Origin of the sequence: Pseudomonas sp. FW305-28, assembly GCF_017351395.1 — a bacterium.
Taxonomy (GTDB): Bacteria; Pseudomonadota; Gammaproteobacteria; order Pseudomonadales; family Pseudomonadaceae; genus Aquipseudomonas; species Aquipseudomonas fluorescens_AA.
On record NZ_JACNDD010000142.1, the window covers coordinates 1 to 16,413 of the forward strand.

The 16,413-nt window shown below is 62.6% G+C and carries 16 protein-coding genes and 1 pseudogene; 3 read left to right on the plus strand and 14 right to left on the minus strand.

Features of this window, described 5'->3' with window-relative positions; genetic code table 11:
* Positions 1 to 206: 206 nt before the first annotated feature.
* From J4E53_RS24835 to J4E53_RS24875, 9 genes and pseudogenes are all read right to left on the minus strand, one after another.
* The gene (locus J4E53_RS24835; RefSeq protein WP_060741648.1) at positions 207 to 1,280 is read right to left on the minus strand and encodes a chemotaxis response regulator protein-glutamate methylesterase; all 1,074 of its coding nucleotides are present in this window, start codon (positions 1,278 to 1,280) and stop codon (positions 207 to 209) included.
* Between the two features lie 2 nt (positions 1,281 to 1,282).
* Positions 1,283 to 1,780: a chemoreceptor glutamine deamidase CheD gene (cheD, locus tag J4E53_RS24840; protein ID WP_103310597.1), complete on the minus strand. Its 498-nt coding sequence runs from the start codon at positions 1,778 to 1,780 to the stop codon at positions 1,283 to 1,285.
* Positions 1,777 to 2,613 carry a protein-glutamate O-methyltransferase CheR gene (locus J4E53_RS24845; RefSeq protein WP_060741650.1) on the minus strand — a complete coding sequence of 279 codons (837 nt, stop codon included), beginning with the start codon at positions 2,611 to 2,613 and terminating at the stop codon, positions 1,777 to 1,779. Before J4E53_RS24845 ends, cheD begins: the two co-directional genes overlap by 4 nt.
* Positions 2,610 to 3,146 (minus strand): chemotaxis protein CheW, encoded by a 537-nt coding sequence (locus tag J4E53_RS24850; protein ID WP_060741651.1) that lies wholly within the window; start codon positions 3,144 to 3,146, stop codon positions 2,610 to 2,612. Before J4E53_RS24850 ends, J4E53_RS24845 begins: the two co-directional genes overlap by 4 nt.
* 39 nt (positions 3,147 to 3,185) lie before the next feature.
* Positions 3,186 to 4,844: a methyl-accepting chemotaxis protein gene (locus J4E53_RS24855; protein WP_103310599.1), complete on the minus strand. Its 1,659-nt coding sequence runs from the start codon at positions 4,842 to 4,844 to the stop codon at positions 3,186 to 3,188.
* 33 nt (positions 4,845 to 4,877) lie between these two features.
* Positions 4,878 to 6,980: a chemotaxis protein CheA gene (locus tag J4E53_RS24860; protein ID WP_103310609.1), complete on the minus strand. Its 2,103-nt coding sequence runs from the start codon at positions 6,978 to 6,980 to the stop codon at positions 4,878 to 4,880.
* 28 nt (positions 6,981 to 7,008) lie between these two features.
* Positions 7,009 to 7,293, minus strand: coding sequence for a lipid asymmetry maintenance protein MlaB (locus tag J4E53_RS24865; RefSeq protein ID WP_060741653.1), 285 nt, complete (start codon positions 7,291 to 7,293; stop codon positions 7,009 to 7,011).
* A gap of 15 nt (positions 7,294 to 7,308) precedes the next feature.
* Positions 7,309 to 7,677, minus strand: a complete 369-nt coding sequence (locus tag J4E53_RS24870) for a response regulator (RefSeq protein ID WP_003203044.1) — start codon at positions 7,675 to 7,677, stop codon at positions 7,309 to 7,311.
* A gap of 11 nt (positions 7,678 to 7,688) precedes the next feature.
* Positions 7,689 to 8,636: pseudogene (locus J4E53_RS24875) on the minus strand (methyl-accepting chemotaxis protein); the annotation flags it as partial.
* A 588-nt stretch (positions 8,637 to 9,224) separates the two neighbouring features.
* Here J4E53_RS24875 and J4E53_RS24880 point away from each other — a divergent pair.
* Positions 9,225 to 10,571 (plus strand): MATE family efflux transporter, encoded by a 1,347-nt coding sequence (locus J4E53_RS24880; protein ID WP_103310602.1) that lies wholly within the window; start codon positions 9,225 to 9,227, stop codon positions 10,569 to 10,571.
* A gap of 171 nt (positions 10,572 to 10,742) precedes the next feature.
* The gene (locus J4E53_RS24885) at positions 10,743 to 11,411 is read left to right on the plus strand and encodes an HAD-IA family hydrolase (protein WP_060743172.1); all 669 of its coding nucleotides are present in this window, start codon (positions 10,743 to 10,745) and stop codon (positions 11,409 to 11,411) included.
* Between the two features lie 129 nt (positions 11,412 to 11,540).
* Here J4E53_RS24885 and ppnN read toward each other — a convergent pair whose 3' ends face one another.
* A complete protein-coding gene (gene ppnN / locus J4E53_RS24890) occupies positions 11,541 to 12,914 on the minus strand; it encodes a nucleotide 5'-monophosphate nucleosidase PpnN (protein ID WP_025213122.1) in 1,374 nt (457 codons plus the stop codon).
* Between the two features lie 217 nt (positions 12,915 to 13,131).
* Here ppnN and J4E53_RS24895 point away from each other — a divergent pair, with 217 nt between their 5' ends.
* Positions 13,132 to 13,665 carry a DUF3087 family protein gene (locus J4E53_RS24895; protein WP_103310604.1) on the plus strand — a complete coding sequence of 178 codons (534 nt, stop codon included), beginning with the start codon at positions 13,132 to 13,134 and terminating at the stop codon, positions 13,663 to 13,665.
* Positions 13,666 to 13,669: 4 nt separating this feature from the next.
* Here J4E53_RS24895 and J4E53_RS24900 read toward each other — a convergent pair whose 3' ends face one another.
* From J4E53_RS24900 to J4E53_RS24915, 4 genes are all read right to left on the minus strand, one after another.
* A complete protein-coding gene (locus J4E53_RS24900; protein WP_103310606.1) occupies positions 13,670 to 14,140 on the minus strand; it encodes an arsenate reductase ArsC in 471 nt (156 codons plus the stop codon).
* A gap of 141 nt (positions 14,141 to 14,281) precedes the next feature.
* The gene (locus J4E53_RS24905) at positions 14,282 to 14,461 is read right to left on the minus strand and encodes a general stress protein (protein WP_060741657.1); all 180 of its coding nucleotides are present in this window, start codon (positions 14,459 to 14,461) and stop codon (positions 14,282 to 14,284) included.
* Positions 14,462 to 14,586: 125 nt separating this feature from the next.
* On the minus strand, positions 14,587 to 15,150 hold the full coding sequence (locus J4E53_RS24910; protein ID WP_060741658.1) for an ATP-dependent Clp protease proteolytic subunit: 564 nt from the start codon (positions 15,148 to 15,150) through the stop codon (positions 14,587 to 14,589).
* Positions 15,151 to 15,283: 133 nt separating this feature from the next.
* Positions 15,284 to 16,321: a DNA topoisomerase IB gene (locus tag J4E53_RS24915; protein ID WP_060741659.1), complete on the minus strand. Its 1,038-nt coding sequence runs from the start codon at positions 16,319 to 16,321 to the stop codon at positions 15,284 to 15,286.
* Positions 16,322 to 16,413: the final 92 nt, after the last annotated feature.

Genomic DNA, 16,413 nt, shown 5'->3' on the forward strand with positions numbered 1-16,413 from the left:
GCGGCTCCTGTTGCAATTTTTTGGTCCAGGCGTACTCATGGCGAAGATGGCGATTTTTCTAGGCGGGTGATTGCACCTCGCCACAACTCCACTGTGGGAGCGAGCTTGCTCGCGATAGCGGTGGTTCAGCTTGCATCCGTGTTGAATGGGCCGCCGCCATCGCGAGCAAGCTCGCTCCCACAGGTTTCGATTGCCTTTTAATGCTGTTACCGATGCAAGATCACCTGCGCGATTTCCTGCAACCCCATCACCCGTTGCGCCGCATTGAGTTTGATCGCTTCCTTGGGCATGCCGAAGACCACGCAACTGGCTTCGTCCTGGGCCACGGTGCTGGCACCAGCGTCGAGCATTTCCTTCAGGCCGCGGGCGCCGTCGTCGCCCATGCCGGTCATGATGATGCCGGTGGCGTTGCGGCCGGCGAATTTGGCGACTGAGCGAAACAATACATCCACCGAAGGGCGGTGGCGGTTGACCAGCGGGCCGTCCACCACTTGCACGTGGTAGAACGCGCCGCTGCGGGTCACCATCATGTGTTTGCCGCCCGGGGCGATGAGCGCCAGGCCCGGGTGGATGCGGTCGTTGTTACGGGCTTCGCGCACTTCGATCTGGCACAGGCTGTTGAGCCGGGCGGCGAACGAGGCGGTGAATTTTTCCGGCATGTGCTGGACGATGACAATGCCCGGGCAGACCCGTGGCAGGGCGGTGAGCACCGCTTCCAAGGCCTGGGTGCCGCCGGTGGAGGTGCCCAGGGCGACGATGCGTTCGGTGGTCTGCGCCATGGCATGGCCGTTGGCGGCGGGCAGCATGGCGTCGGCGTTGAGTTTGATCGCTGGCGCCAGCGCCGTCGGGGCGGGGCGTTTGCCGAGGTTGCGCACGTTGACCTGGGCGGCGGCACGGATTGCCGACACCAATTCGGGCGCCGACTCCAACAGAAAATTCTTCAGCCCGGTGGTGGGCTTGGTGATGATTTCCACCGCGCCGGCGGCCATCGCCTGCAACGTCGTTTCCGCGCCCCGGGGCGTCAGCGACGAACAGATCACCACCGGGGTAGGGCGTTCGCTCATGATTTTCTTCAGGAAGGTGATGCCGTCCATGCGCGGCATTTCCACGTCCAGCACGATCACGTCGGGCCATTCCTTGGCCAGTTTATCCATGGCGAAAATCGGGTCGGACGCCGCGCCCATGACGTGGATGTCCGGTGTCTCGCTGAGAATCGCCAATAACACCTGGCGAACCACGGCAGAGTCATCCACCAGCAGTACATTGATCTTTTTTGACATGGTCAGTGCCGGGTCCTTATGGGTTGGTGCCTGACCCACACATCGCCGCTGCGCAGGTCGAAAATGATGCTGCGGTGGCCGGTGCTGCCCATGTCCTGGGCGATCAGGTCGAGGCGATAGAGGGCGGCCATTTCCAGCGCGGCGTTGACGTTCAGTCGCGCCACATCACCGTAGGGCACATGGCGTTGCAGCTCGGGGAACATCTCCCCGCCGCCGAACAGCTTGAGTTGGTAGTCCTCGGGGTCGGTGCGGTGCGCCCGGGCCTGACGGATGAACAGTTCGATGGCTTCGTCGGCGTAGAGGCCGTTCAGTGCGTTGGAGCAGCGCACTCGGCTGGGCAGCATGAAGTGGCACATGGCGCCGATCCTGCGTTCGGGGTGCCACAGCGTGATCGCCACGCAAGAGCCGAGAATCGTGCGCAGGCGGGTCGGGCAGGTGGCGAAGCGAAACTCCCCTGGCGCCAGGTACTCCTCGGCCACTGCTCTGATGGCGGCGTTCATGGTTTGCGGTAAATCGAGGGCGCCACCAGTTTCAACGCGTCGGACACACCGTTGAGACTCTCCGAGTGGCTGACGATGAAATACCCGCCGGGCTTGAGCCGGGGGATCAAGCGCGCGACCACTTTGCTTTTGGTCGGTTGGTCGAAATAGATCATGACGTTGCGCAGGAAGATCACATCGAACTCCCCCAGCTCCGGCAAGGTGTCGTTGAGATTGACCTGGATGAAGTTGACCCGGTTGCGCAACGCCCGGTCGATGAGGAACGTGCCTTGCTGGCTGCCGGTGCCCTTGAGGCAATATTTCACCAGCAGCGGCTGGGGCAGGGTGCGGGCGCGTTCCATCGGATAATGCCCGGAGCGCGCCTTGGCCAGCACCTGGCTGCTGATGTCCGAACCGATCACTTCCCAGGGCGTGGTGCCCAGCCCTTCGGCCAGGGTCATGGCCAGGCTATAGGGTTCTTCCCCGGAAGAGCTGGCCGCGCTCCACAGGCGGAAGGTCTTGCCCGGCGTTGCGTGGGGCAATACGTGTTGGCGCAGGAAATCGAAATGCTTGGGCTCGCGGAAAAAGTAGGTCTCGTTGGTCGTCAGCAGGTCCAGCGCCACTTGTAATTCATCGGTGCGCTGACCGTTCATGATCAGCTTGAAATACTCGCCGTAGCTGTCCAGCCCATAGTGCTTGAGGCGTTTGAACAGACGCCCGGCCACCAGGGCTTTCTTGGCCTCGGACAGGCTGATGCCGGCGGCCTGGTACAGCCAGGACTGGAACTGGCTGAATTCTCGGTCACTGAGCGCCAGCGCGTTTGCCGGGCGTTCCTTGCAGGTATCGGTGTTCACGGGGCATCCACTTCCAGCGCGTTCGGGCTGGCTTCGGCGAGTTGGGACATTTCGTCGATGGACAGCACGCGGTCCACCTCCAGCACGATGACGAACTTGCCATCGACCTTGGCCATGCCACTGATGAAATCGGCTCGGATCTTCGCGCCGAAGCTCGGTGGCGGCTCGATCTGCGAGGCCGGGATTTCCAGCACCGCCGACACCGTGTCCACCAGCAGGCCAATGTCCTGGGCCTGGCCGTCGGCGCTGGACGCCTCGATGATCACCACGCACGAGCGCCGGCTGATCGCCGAATTCGGCCGACCGAAACGGGCCGACAGGTCGACGACCGGCACGACCGCGCCCCGCAGGTTGATCACCCCGCGCACGAAGGTCGGCATCATCGGCACCACGGTCAGGTTGCCGTATTCGATGATTTCCTTGATGCACAGGATGCCGATGGCAAACATCTCCGTGCCAAGCATAAACGTCAGGTATTGCGCTTCTTCCTCGACCGCGAGGGCGGTTTGACGTGTGGTCGCGATGGCGCCCATTGCTTTTTCTCCTTTAAGCAAGCCTGTGGAACCGGGCCATCAGAACCGGGTGAATTCCGATTCGTCCGGAGCGCTGGCCATGTTGTAGGCAAACGCCTTGGGCATGATCGGTGCCGGTGCCCGCGCCGGTTTGCGGCCGGAGGAGCCTGGGGTGTTGTCGACCCTGGCAACTTGCACAGCAGACTTGGGCGGTGTGTCCAGGGTGAAGAAGCTCATGGCCTGTTGCAGCTGTTCGGCCTGGCTGCTCATTTCCTCGGCGGTGGCGGCCAGCTCTTCGCTGCTGGAGGCGTTCTGTTGGGTCACCTGGTTGAGCTGGGTCATGGCGGTGTTGATCTGCGCCACACCGGCGGCCTGTTCTTCGGAGGCGGCGCTGATTTCCTGCACCAGGTCCGAGGTCTTGTTGATCGAGGGGACCATCTCGTTGAGCAGGTTCCCAGCCTTTTCCGCCATATCGACGCTGCTGGAGGACAGCTCGCCGATTTCCTGGGCGGCCACCTGGCTGCGTTCGGCCAGCTTGCGCACTTCGGCGGCGACCACGGCGAAGCCTTTGCCGTGTTCACCGGCGCGCGCTGCCTCGATGGCGGCGTTGAGCGCCAGCAGGTTGGTCTGGTAGGCGATGTCGTCGATGATGCTGATGCGCTGGGCGATTTTCTTCATCGCCACCACGGTCTGCTGCACCGATTCGCCGCCGTCGGTGGCTTCCTTGGCGGCTTTGCTGGCCATGCCATCGGTGACCTTGGCGTTCTCGGTGTTCTGGTTGATGCTGGCGCTCATCTGCTCGATGGACGCACTGGTTTCCTCGACACTGGCCGCCTGCTCGCTGGTGGCCTGGCTCATCGATTGCGCGGTGGCGCTGACTTCTTCGGAGGCACTGGCCAAGTTGTCCGCAGCGTTACGCACTTCGCCAATGATGTGCGAGAGCTTGCCGATCATGTTCTGCATGGCGTTGAGCACCATGCCGGTTTCGTCTTTGGAGCCGCCTTCGATTTTTGCGTTCAGGTTGCCTTCGGCCAATTGCTCGGCGACGGTCGCGGCCTGTTTCAAGGGGCGGGAGATGATGCGCGAGATGAACAGCGCCAGGCCCAGGCCCATCAGCAGGGCGGCAACCAGCGCGACGATGATCGACAGGCGCGATTTTTCAAACAGCGCTGCGCCACGCTCGCTGGCGGCGCCGGCGCCGACGTCATTGAGTTCCACCATTTTTTGCAGGTCGTTGACCACCAGATCGAATTGACGCTTGGATTCGCCCTTGAGCAGTGCATGGGCTTGCTCGGTCAGGTTTTGCCGAGACAGCGCAAGCAGGTCCTTGCTGACGGCGAGGTAAGCGACCCAGTCATTGCGGGTGGTTTCGAACAGCTGGCGATCTTCCGCGCTGGAGAGCAGTTTTTCATAGGTCGCCATGCGGGTTTCAAACCCCTTTTTGGCTTCTTCCGCTTCTTGTTCGACAGTGAGGCGTTCTTGTTCGGAATCGGCGGTAATGTGGCGGTTTTCCTTGAGGCGGTAGTTTGCCCCGTAGAAACGCATGCCCGAGGCAGCACGCATGGATGGCATCCAGTTTTCCCGGATCTCGACGGTGGTGCTGTTCACCTCGCCCAGTTGGATGATCGCGAACACCCCCATGACGGCGGTCAGGGCCAGCACCACAAGAAATGAAGTGATCAGTTTGGTGGCGATTCTAAGATCGTAGAACCATTTCATCGGGAAGTACCTCTCCATGGAAGTGCTAAAGCGTCAGCGAGCGTTGGCTTGTTGTAATTGAGTCGGGGTGTAGCGGTTTTCTGTCTGGGCGATCTGGGTGAGCAATGCCGGTACGTCGAGAATTAACGCCACGGCGCCACTGCCCAGGATGGTCGAGCCGCTGATGCCGCGAAGGGCGCCAAACAGCTTGCCCAGCGGTTTGATCACGGTCTGGAACTCACCCAGCAAGTCATCCACTACCAGCCCGGCCTTGAGTTCGGCGTAGCGCACCACCACCACGTTCTGCCGGCGCGCGGCCGGGCCTTCGTGGCTGAAGTGATCGCGCAGGTAGACCAGGGGCAGCACCTCGCCGCGCAGGTCGAGGTAGCCTTGCTCGCGGCTGGTGAGGCCATCGTCTTCGCTCAGCTCGATGCATTCCTGGACCATGTCCAGCGGAATCACATAGGTCGACTGACCGATGCCCACCAGGAAGCCATTGATGATCGCCAGGGTCAGCGGCAGGCGGATGCGCACCACGGTGCCCTTGCCGGGCTGGCTGTCCAGGTCGACGGTGCCGCGCAGCAGGGTGATGTTGCGCTTGACCACGTCCATGCCCACGCCACGCCCCGAAAGGTTGGTCACGGCCTGGGCGGTGGAAAAGCCGGGTTCGAAAATCAGGTTGTAGATTTCCTGGTCGGTGGGGCTGGCACCTGGCTGCACCAGGCCACGCTCCTGGGCTTTTTCCAGGATCCGGTCACGGTTCAGGCCGGCCCCGTCGTCGGCGATTTCCAGCACGATGCTGCCGGAGTCGTGATACGCGTTGAGGTGCAAGTGCCCCTTGACCGATTTGCCGGCCGCCAGCCGGGCCTCGGCGGTTTCTATGCCGTGGTCCATGGCGTTGCGCAGCAGGTGCATGAGCGGGTCGCCGATTTTTTCCACCACGGTCTTGTCCAGCTCGGTCTCCGCGCCGCTGATGATCAGGTCGATGTCCTTGCCCAGTTCCTGGCTGACATCACGCACCACCCGACGGAAGCGGTTGAAGGTTTCGCCAATGGGGATCATGCGCAGGCGCAGGGCGCCGTCGAGGATTTCTTCCACCAGCCCGGAGACCGACGAGGTGGCTTCCTGCAACGGGTCGTTGTGGCAGGTGCGGGCCAGCAGGCTGGCGCCGGCGCTGGCGATGACCAGTTCGCCCACCAGGTTGATCAACTCGTCGAGCTTGTCGGCGTTGACCCGTACGTAGGTGCCGTCCTTGGCCTTGCTGTCGCTGGTCACCGCTTGTTTGTCGGTGGCGATCTGGGCGGGCATGCGCGGCGTCTTGCGCTGGTCGGACAGCAACTCGCCGGTGGCGACCAACGCGGTGGTTTCTTCGGCCGGTTCCGGTGATGTGGTCACCAGGCCGGTGTTGGCCAGGGGCGCGATGTCGTCATCCTGGGCAACGATCTCGATCTCGCAGTCTTCCCGGACGAAATCGAACACTTCGTTGATCGCCCCGTGGCTGGCGGCCGAGCGAAACGCGATGTCGAAGCCCAGGTAGCAGGACTCGGCGTCCCAGGCATCGGCGGCGGGCAGGGCGTCGGTCAGGGTGGTGAGGTCGACGATTTCACCCAGGGTTTGCAGGTAGCGCAGGAACGACAGCGGGTCCATGCCGTTGCGGAACACGTCTTGGCCGAAGCGCAGGGAAAGGTGCCAGAGGCGCGTTTCGCCGGGCTCGCGGGTTTCGGTGTCCTGCGCAGGCGTTGGGGCCGCGGCCGGCGAGGGCGCCTGGTATTCCTGCAGGATCTGGCACAGCTCCACTTCCCGTTGCAGGGCCGGCGGCGGCAGCGCTCCGCCCTGGTTGGCGGCCACGTTGATCAGTTCCAGCATGTGGTCGCTGGACTTGAGCAACACCGCAATCAGGCCGGCGTCCACCTCGACGCTGCCGTTGCGCAGGCGGTCGAGCACGTCTTCGACGATGTGGGTAAAGCTGACGATGGGTTCCAGGCCAAACAGCCCGGCCGAACCCTTGATCGTGTGGGCCGCCCGGAAGATCGCACCGATGGCGTCATCGTCGCCGGGGTCGGTTTCCAGTTGCAGCAGCGACTCTTCCATCGCCTGCAACTGTTCCCGTGCCTCGACGATGAAGGTCTGTTGTGCCTGATCGAGATTGATGCTCACGCTCATTTCCTTTGTCGTGTCCGGCGTCCTAGGCAACCAGGTTGCACAGGGCAAGTGTCTCCGTGACGGCCTGGCTTTGGCCGGTCAGTGTCAGTTGGGTCCCGGCCCGGGAGGCCTCGCGCTGCACCATCAGCAGCAGTTGCAGGCCAGCGCCGTCCATCTCGGTGATCTGCGACAGATCGAGGGCCATTCGCGGCGTTGCCCCCAGGTGCGGCAGCCACTGCGCGGCCAGCTCGGCCGCGGTGTAGATCGTCAGCTCGCCGTCGATGTGCACCTGGGCGGTGTCATCCTGTGCTTCGTAGTGCAACGGCATCGGAGCCTCCGGCTATCAAGGAAGGATCAGCTTGGATACCGCCGCCAGCATCTGCGCTGGCTGGAACGGCTTGACCACCCAGGCCTTGGCCCCGGCGGCCTGGCCTTCCTGTTTCTTCGATTCCTGGGATTCGGTGGTGAGCATGATGATCGGCGTGAACTTGTAGCTGGCCAGCTTCTTGACCTCCTTGACGAAGGTGATGCCGTCCATGTTGGGCATGTTCACGTCACTGATGATCAGGTGCACTTTCTGGCCGTTGAGCTTGCCCAGCGCGTCCTTGCCGTCGCTGGCTTCGATCACGTCATAGCCGGCACTTTTCAACGCGATGCCGACCACCTGCCGAACGCTCGCGGAGTCGTCGACAACCAATACACTTTTAGCCATGAGCGGCTCTCCTAAAAGAAGGTTATTTCCTGTGAAGTCTGTTGCGCGCTCGAGTCGCCGTGGTGATTGCGGCGCTGCTCGTCGGTGGCATAAGTGGTTTCCATGCGCGCCAGCCATTGGCGGGCATCGATGGAGACGGCCTGGTCGGGCGACTGACTGGCCTGCTGCAGATGCACATGCAGGTCCTCTATGTTGTCGCGCACGTGGCTGAGGATCTGGCTGACCCGATCCTGGAATTGCAGGCTGACCAGCACCTCGGTGAGTTCATCGCGGATGCCGAAGCTTTCCCGTTGCAGCATGTCGGCCGAGTCGGCCAGTCGGCCGGTGACACTCTTGAAGCGCTCCAGCACCTGCTGGATGCTTTGCTCGGAGGCACTGACCGAATGGCTGTCCTGGTCCGCGCCGCTGGAGGCGGCATGCACCAGTTGGGTGATGGCGGTGTTGATGATGTCGACCTTGGCCGACATCTGCTGGCCGGTCTCGCTGGACTTGCTCGAGAGGCTGCGCACGGCGTCGGCCACCACCGCAAACCCACGCCCGGCCTCGCCGGCACGGGCGGCTTCGATGGCGGCGTTGAGGGCCAGCAGGTTGGTCTGTGCGGCAATCGCCGCGACGTCGGCGGCCATGGTCCGCAGCTCGCCGGTATAGGCCGTCAGGTTGCGCACCTGGGCCAGGGTTTCGTCGCGGCTGGCCTGGGTGGCCTTCAGGGAGTCGATGACCTTGACCAGTTCACCTTCGCTTTGGGCCAGCACCTGCACGGCGCCGCCACCGCTGCTGCCGGCCAGTTCACCGGCGGCCAATTGCGAGGCTTGCACGGTGTCTTCCAGGCGTGACGAAATGCCAGTGAAGCGGCTGGTCAGTGAGACGATCGCGGTCTCGGTCTGCTGCCGGGAGCTTTCGACCTGCTTGGCCCAGATCGGCATGGCACCGAGGATGACGTCGTTGAGTTGTGCGTTGGTTCTATGGGCCAGGTGCTCGCTGCCTTGCAGGTCGTGGCGGGCCATGGCGGCGGCGAGGGCGCTGTCGAACTGCTGGCGTTGCGAACGCGCACCCCATACGCCAGCACCGACGCCCAAGACCACGATCGCCACACTCAAACCGATGTTTTGCCCACTCGTGCCATTGAGCGCCAGCACGCCAATGCTCGCGGCGATGGCCACCAGCACGGTGCTCCAGAGAATGCGTGGTTGTGATTGGGAAAGGGAATGACCGTGAGAATACGACGTCATGGTTCGGTCCTTGAACAGTGTTGCTAACAGGTTATTTGCGAATAACTGGTTATCTGCAAGGCCGGTACGGTCTTGAGGACCAGTCGTCCGATTTCGATAAAAGTAATGGCACAGTGATATCTAAGAATAGACGAGATTGGGAGATTGTCGAGATCGCCTGACCTGTGGAAATCTCCTGGCGAGGGCGCTCGCCCCCGCTGGGGCGTGGGGCGAGCCTGGTATTGGCACGCCACGAAAACGGACATCTTCTGAAACAGAATCCATGGATTGAGCTAAATTACCCCGCATCGGATTTTCGAACCTGCCATCAGAGTCCCCATGCCGACCCAGCCCCTCTGGAAAACCTATCTCCTGTTCCTGATCCCCATGGTCCTGTCCAACTTCCTGCAGTCCATGTCCGGCACGTTCAACAGCATCTACATCGGCCAGATGCTCGGCACCCAGGCATTGGCGTCGGTGTCGGGCATGTTTCCCATCGTGTTTTTCTTTATCGCTTTGGTGATCGGCCTGGGCGCGGGGGCGGGGGTGTTGATCGGGCAGGCCTACGGCGCCGGCGAAACCGGCACGGTGAAGGCGATTGCCGGTTCGACCTTGTTGCTGGGGGCGATCATTGGCCTGGTGGCGGCGGTGCTTGGCAGTGTCTTTGCTCGTCAGGCGTTGCAAGGGCTGGGCACGCCGGCCGATGTGTTGGAGGACGCCGTTTCCTATGCCCGGGTCATGCTGTGGATCCTGCCGATGCTGCTGGTATTCGTGCTGTTCACCCAACTGCTGCGCGGGGTGAGCGATACGGTGTCACCGATGTTGGCGCTGCTGGTGTCCACCAGTGTCGGGCTGCTGCTCACGCCAGCGTTGATTCGCGGCTGGCTGGGGTTGCCGCAGATGGGCATCCAGAGCGCGGCATGGGCAGGGCTGGCGGGGACGACGTCGGCAATGCTGATGCTGGCGTGGCGCCTGAGTCGCCGCGAGCATGCCTTGGCGCCGGACCGTGCGTTGTTCGCGGCGATGCGCCTGGACCGGGACATCCTCGGCAAGGTCCTGCGCATCGGCCTGCCCACCGGGTTGCAGATGGTGGTGATCTCGTTGTCGGAGTTGGTGATCCTGGCGCTGGTCAATCGCCACGGCTCCCAGGCCACGGCGGCCTACGGCGCGGTGACGCAGATCGTCAACTACGTGCAGTTTCCGGCGCTGTCGATTGCCATCACTGCCTCGATCCTCGGCGCCCAGGCCATTGGTGCCGGCCGCCTGGAGCGCCTGGGGCCGATCCTGCGCACGGGGCTGGCATTCAACCTCTGGCTCACCGGTGGGCTGGTGCTCCTGGGCTATCTGTTGTCCCACTGGCTGCTGGGGCTGTTCATCACGGATCCGGCGGCCCGGGTCCAGGCCGAACACTTGCTGCATATCATGCTCTGGAGCTTGCTGGTGTTCGGTTTCCAGGCGATCGTTGGCGGCATCATGCGCGCCAGTGGCACGGTGCTGGTGCCGGTCGCCATCTCGATTTTCTGCATCGTCGCCGTGCAAGTGCCGGCCGCGTATCTGCTGGACGCGCACTTCGGGTTGCAAGGGGTGTGGATGGCGTTCCCGGTGGCTTACCTGAGCATGCTGTTGTTGCAGACGCTGTACTACAAGCGGGTCTGGCTGCATCAGCCGATCGAGCGGTTGGTGTAATCAACCCACCACCGGACCCTGTGGGAGCGAGCTTGCTCGCGATGGCGGTGGTTCAGCCTGCATCAGTGCTGAATGTACCGGTGCCATCGCGAGCAAGCTCGCTCCCACAAGGGTTTGGTGCCTGGCGATGTTACAGTGGCCGTCACCCGCCACGCCGCCACCGAGGATCCGATGCCTGCCAGTCTTACCACCCACATCGCCTACCGCGCCTTCCTGTTCGACATGGACGGCACCTTGCTCACCTCCATCGCCGCCGCCGAGCGGATCTGGACCCGCTGGGCCCTGCGCCACGGCGTGGATGTGGCGACGTTCCTGCCGACGATCCACGGCATGCGCGCCATCGACACCATCGCTCGCCAGCATCTGCCAGGGGTGGATGCCCAGGCCGAGGCCGAGCGGATCACCCGCGAGGAAATCGAAGACGTGGAAGGCGTGGAGCCAGTGAAGGGGGCGGCTGCGTTTCTGCATAGCCTGCCGCCAGAGCGATGGGCAATCGTCACCTCGGCGCCCATGGCATTGGCCTTGCGGCGTATGGAAGCGGCGGGAATCCCGCGCCCGGCAGTGATGGTCACCGCCGAGGATGTGAATGACGGCAAGCCCAACCCCGCCTGCTATCGCCTGGCGGCCGAACGCCTGCAGGTGACGCCCCGGGAGTGTCTGGTGTTTGAAGACGCCGAGGCCGGTATTCGGGCAGGCGAGGCCGCCGGGGCCGATGTGATGGTGGTGACGGCAACGCACACGCACCCCGTGGTCACCCTTCATCCGCAGATCAAGGATTACCTCGGGTTAGGCATTGAGGTGGATGAGGCCGGCCTGATGCGGCTGCTTCCGATTCTATGACTGCCGCAGAACACTTGTGGGAGCGAGCTTGCTCGCGATAGCGGTGGTTCAGCCTGCATCGATGCTGAATGTACCGGCGCCATTGCGAGCAAGCTCGCTCCCACATTGGATCTGTGGTGCTCTGCTAGGTCAGGTCACCACGCGATAGCACGGCACATACGCCGCGCCGCCCGGCAGTTTCATGCGATGTTGGGCGACGAAGGCCTGGAGCAGGCGGTCGAGAGGTTCCATGATGGCGGCGTCGCCGTGGATCTCGTAAGGACCGTGCTCTTCGATCAGGCGGATGCCCTTGTCCTTGACGTTACCGGCCACGATCCCCGAGAACGCCCGGCGCAGGTTGGCGGCCAGTTCGTGGGCGGGCAGGTCACGGCTCAGGCCCAGGCTGGCCATGTTGGCGTGAGTCGGGTCGAACGGGCGCTGGAAGCCCTCGTCGATCTTCAGCAGCCAGTTGAAGTGGAAAGCGTCGTTACGCTCGCGGCGGAACTGCTTGACCTCCTTGAGCCCCTGGGTCATCTGCCGAGCCACTTCGGCCGGGTCGTCAATGATGATCTGATAGTGCTTCTGCGCCGCCTCACCCAAGGTCGCACCGACAAACGCATGCAACTGGTCGAGGTACGGCGCGGCGCTTTTCGGCCCGGTGAGCACGACGGGGAAGGGCAGGTCCTGGTTGGCCGGGTGCATCAGGATGCCCAGCAGGTACAGGAACTCCTCTGCCGTACCGGCACCGCCCGGGAAGATGATGATGCCATGACCGACGCGCACGAAGGCTTCCAGGCGCTTCTCGATGTCCGGCAGGATCACCAGCTCATTGACGATTGGGTTCGGCGCCTCGGCGGCGATGATCCCCGGCTCCGTCAGGCCCAGGTAGCGACCGCCATGGATGCGCTGCTTGGCGTGGGCGATGGTGGCGCCTTTCATCGGGCCTTTCATCACGCCCGGGCCGCAGCCAGTGCAGATGTCCAGGCTGCGCAGGCCCAGTTCGTGGCCGACTTTCTTGGTGTATTTGTATTCTTCGGTGTTGATCGAGTGACCGCCCCAGCACACGACGATTTTCGGCTCCACGCCAGGGCGCAGGGTGCGGGCGTTGCGCAGCAGGTGGAACACGTAGTCGCTGATGCCCTGGGACGAGCTGAGGTCGATGCGCTGGCTGTCCAGTTCGTTCTCGGTGTAGACGATGTCGCGCAGGGCACTGAAGAGCATTTCCCGGGTGCTGGCGATCATTTCGCCGTCGACGAACGCATCGGCTGGCGCGTTCAGCAGCTCCAGGCGTACGCCCCGGTCCTGCTGGTGAATGCGGATCTCGAAGTCCTTGTAGGCTTCCAGGATGGTCTTGGCGTTATCGACATGGGCGCCGGTATTGAGGATGGCCAGGGCGCACTGGCGAAAGAGGGTATAGATACTGCCGGAGCCGGCTTCGCTCAGTTGCTGGACTTCGCGCTGGGACAAGGTCTCCAGGCTGCCCTTGGGGCTTACCGAGGCGTTGATTACATGTCTTTGAGTCATTCAGCTTTCCTTGAAAACGATGCCATGCACACAACGACGGCATCTTGAAAAAAACGTCCACGCCGAAAGATCGCACGATCCTTGCGCTATCGCCATGGACTTCGATCCGGGCCCGGCGAGTCGGCGGCCATACAAAATGAGCCCCAGCATAGCTAAATCGACCGGGCAGGCGATAATGCGTGACTCTTTTGATGCCGTACAAGGAAATTGCGCCGCGATGTTCGAGATCAAACCGTGGGATGGCGACACCTACCGCAGGCAGACCCGCCGCAGCACCCTGATCATCGCGGTGGTGTTCCTGGCCCTGGCGATGCTGCTGTCCAGCCTGGCCGTGATGCTGTTGGGTACGCCGGGAGGTGATAACTTTCGCTTCAACCTCGGCGGGGTGATTGTCGCGGTGTTGGCGATGGCTGTGCTGATGCGCCAGTATTTCTGGTCGCAGCCGTGGATGGCCGCCGCGGTATACGGCTGGCAGCTCAAGCGCAGCCTGATGAAAATCACCAACGTGATGCACCAGGTGAAGGCCGGTGTGCAGGCCCAGGACCCCACCGCCATGAAGCTGCTGCGCTTCTATCACCTGGGGCTGGCCCAGATGCATCAGCTGGACGCCAACTCCAGCGCCCAGGGCTCCCTCGCGCGTGAAGCCGACGCGCACCTGGCGAACATGCAGGCGCTGGGCCTGGACACCGAACAGTCGCGCCTGGACCCAAGCTGGATCGAGACGGTGAAGCAGGCGTATAACGCCGGTTGAGCGGTCAGAGGGTGCCGATGCGGTCCAGCTCGGCTTTCAGGGCCTGGGCATCCAGTTGGTCGAAGGGCAGGGCGAAGAAGGCCCGGCAGCGGGCTTCGATGCGGTCCAGCGTGCTGTGGAACGCCTGACCGACCTGATCATCGCTGCCTCTGACGGTCGATGGATCGACCAGGCCCCAGTGGGCTTTGATGGCCGGACCGAAGTACACCGGGCAAGCATCGCGAGCGGCGCTGTCGCACACGGTGATGACGATGTCCGGCGGGCTGCCCTCGAACGCGTCGTTACCCTTGCTGCGCAAGCCTTTTACGCTGATACCGGCTTCTTGCAAGGTGCTCAGGCTGCGCGGGAGCACTTGGCCCTTGGGGAAACTGCCGGCGCTGACGGCCTGGAATCCGGCCGGGGCCAGATGGTTGAACATCGCTTCGCTGAGAATGCTGCGGCAACTGTTGGCGGTGCACATGAAGAGGACTTTCATCGATCGGCTCCGATAAGCGCAAGGTTGGGCTGCGCCGGAGTATATGCGGACAATCGAATATATGGAATTTCGTATTTGTAGCGAGGGCGAGAGCGGACAGCGCCGGGGCGCAGTACGTCTGCGCCCCAACGATTTGCGTGGTTACGATTTTCTGCCGCCTCCTTGGCTGCGTTCGCTACCTTTGTTACCGGCTCCCATGCCTTTTTGCCGGTCGTTGGCAACGTTGCCGCCCGACGCCTGTCCGCCTTTCTTGCCGGCTTCAGATGCTTTTTCACGATCATTGGCGAAGTTGCCTGGGTTTTTGTTTCCGCTACTGGCCATTTCGATAATCCTCAGTGATTGAGCGAGCAACGTGCCTCGCATTATTTGTGAAAGAAAATGGCCGGGTGAAGTTTAAAAAAAACCGCTTGCTGGCGACGAATGGTCAGCCGCCGGTTGGCTTCCTTTCAGTCCTCGCCGCCGCTGACTTTCCAATGCTTGGCGTCCGTTGGAAAAACCACCTGTTCGACCCGGTGCGCAATACCAAAGGCCAGGGAGTTTTCCGCTGGGATCACCCGTTCCTCGGCACACAGGCACTTGAAGATATCCAATTGAGTCGCGGCGCCGGCGGTTTCCTTGACGTAGATCTCCACGTACCGCGCCACGTCGTTGTCGAGGCTGGAGAGGTATTCGCGCAGGCGTGAGTGGTCCACGGATTTCTGACCGAAGTACCAGTTCATCGGGTGGATCAGAAAGCGCGAGTGGGGTGTGGTGGTGCGGTCGCTGGCGGCGAGAAACATGATGATGCCCATCGACTCGATGTTGCCGGCATTGACCGCACGCACCGGCACTGGAAGGGACTTGATGAAGGTATAGAGCGTAAAACCGAAGTTGGTGCTGCCGCCGACGGTGGAGAGGTTGAGCATCAGCGAGTCGGCGCCTTTTTCAATGGCTTCCAGGCAATTGTCCCGGAAGCGCTCCGTGGTGCCCTGATCGATCTGGCAGTGGAAATGGACAATGTGTTCGGACATCTGAAGCTCCTGTCGATTTCACCCTTTGACGTACCTGCGGATCGGCTGTGCCGTACAGTTGGGAGTTCGCAGGCCTTCGGATGTTCCTCATCCCTGGTTGGGCGCGGGCGGCCCCATCACGTCCCTTTTCTGTTCAGCACGCTTGGGCAGCGTCGGCCATGCGCTGCAAAAATATCGCCAGTGCGGCGTCTTCTTCACTGAGGCCTTTGCGCAGCCGCGGCTTGGGCAATTGCCTCAGGGCACCGAGCAAAAAAGCCTCCACCACTGCAGGATGAATGTAGCACTTGCGACAGACGCTCGGCGTGTTGCCCAGCTGCCTGGCAACCTGCCTGACCATCTCGACGACGTGCTTTTTCGCCTCGCTCTCGGTTTCCCACGATAGCAACCGCAGCCCGGCCAGCGCCGCCGCGCTGCCGGCCCAGGTACGGTAATCCTTGGCAGTGAAATCGGCGCCGGTGAGGGACTTGAGGTAGGCGTTGATGTCCGAAGAACTGACGGAGTGACGCTCACCGTTCTCGTCCAGGTACTGGAAGAGGTTTTGTCCGGGGATCTCCTGGCAGCGCTTGATGATCCGGGCCAGGCGTCGGTCTTTCACGGTGATCTGGTGCTCGATGCCGCTTTTGCCGCGGAACTGGAAGGCGATGGCGCTGCCGTTGACTTCGACATGTTTGTTGCGCAGGGTCGTCAAGCCATAGGAGCGATTGTCGCGAGCGTATTGGGTGTTGCCGACTCGGATCAGGGTGAGGTCGAGCAGGGTGATAACGGTGGCCATGACCTTGTCGCGGCTGAACCCGGGTTTGGCCAGGATCTCCTCGAGGCGTTTGCGCAAGCGCGGCAAGGCCCGTCCGAATTCCAGCATCCGCGAATACTTGTCCGCATCGCGCACCTCACGCCAGCGCGCGTGGTAACGGTACTGCTTGCGCCCGCGGGCATCGCGCCCGGTGGCCTGGAGATGACCACGGGGGTCGGTGCAGATCCAGACATCGGTATAGGCCGGCGGCACCGCCAGGGCATTGATGCGCTGGATCTCGGCCGCGTCGGTGATGCGCTGGCCCTGCGGGTCGAAATAACAGAACTTGCCACGCAATTTCTTGCGGGTGATGCCGGGGGCCGTGTCATCGACATAATGCAGGTCGGCCGGCAGTGCATCCGGCGGCAGGGTGTCGGGCATGAAGAAAGTCCTTGGCAGCGAATCCGGTGGCCTGTGATCGATTGACCGCAGCCCGTTGCGGTCGTGCCAAGATTCTGCGGTTGCCCGCACCC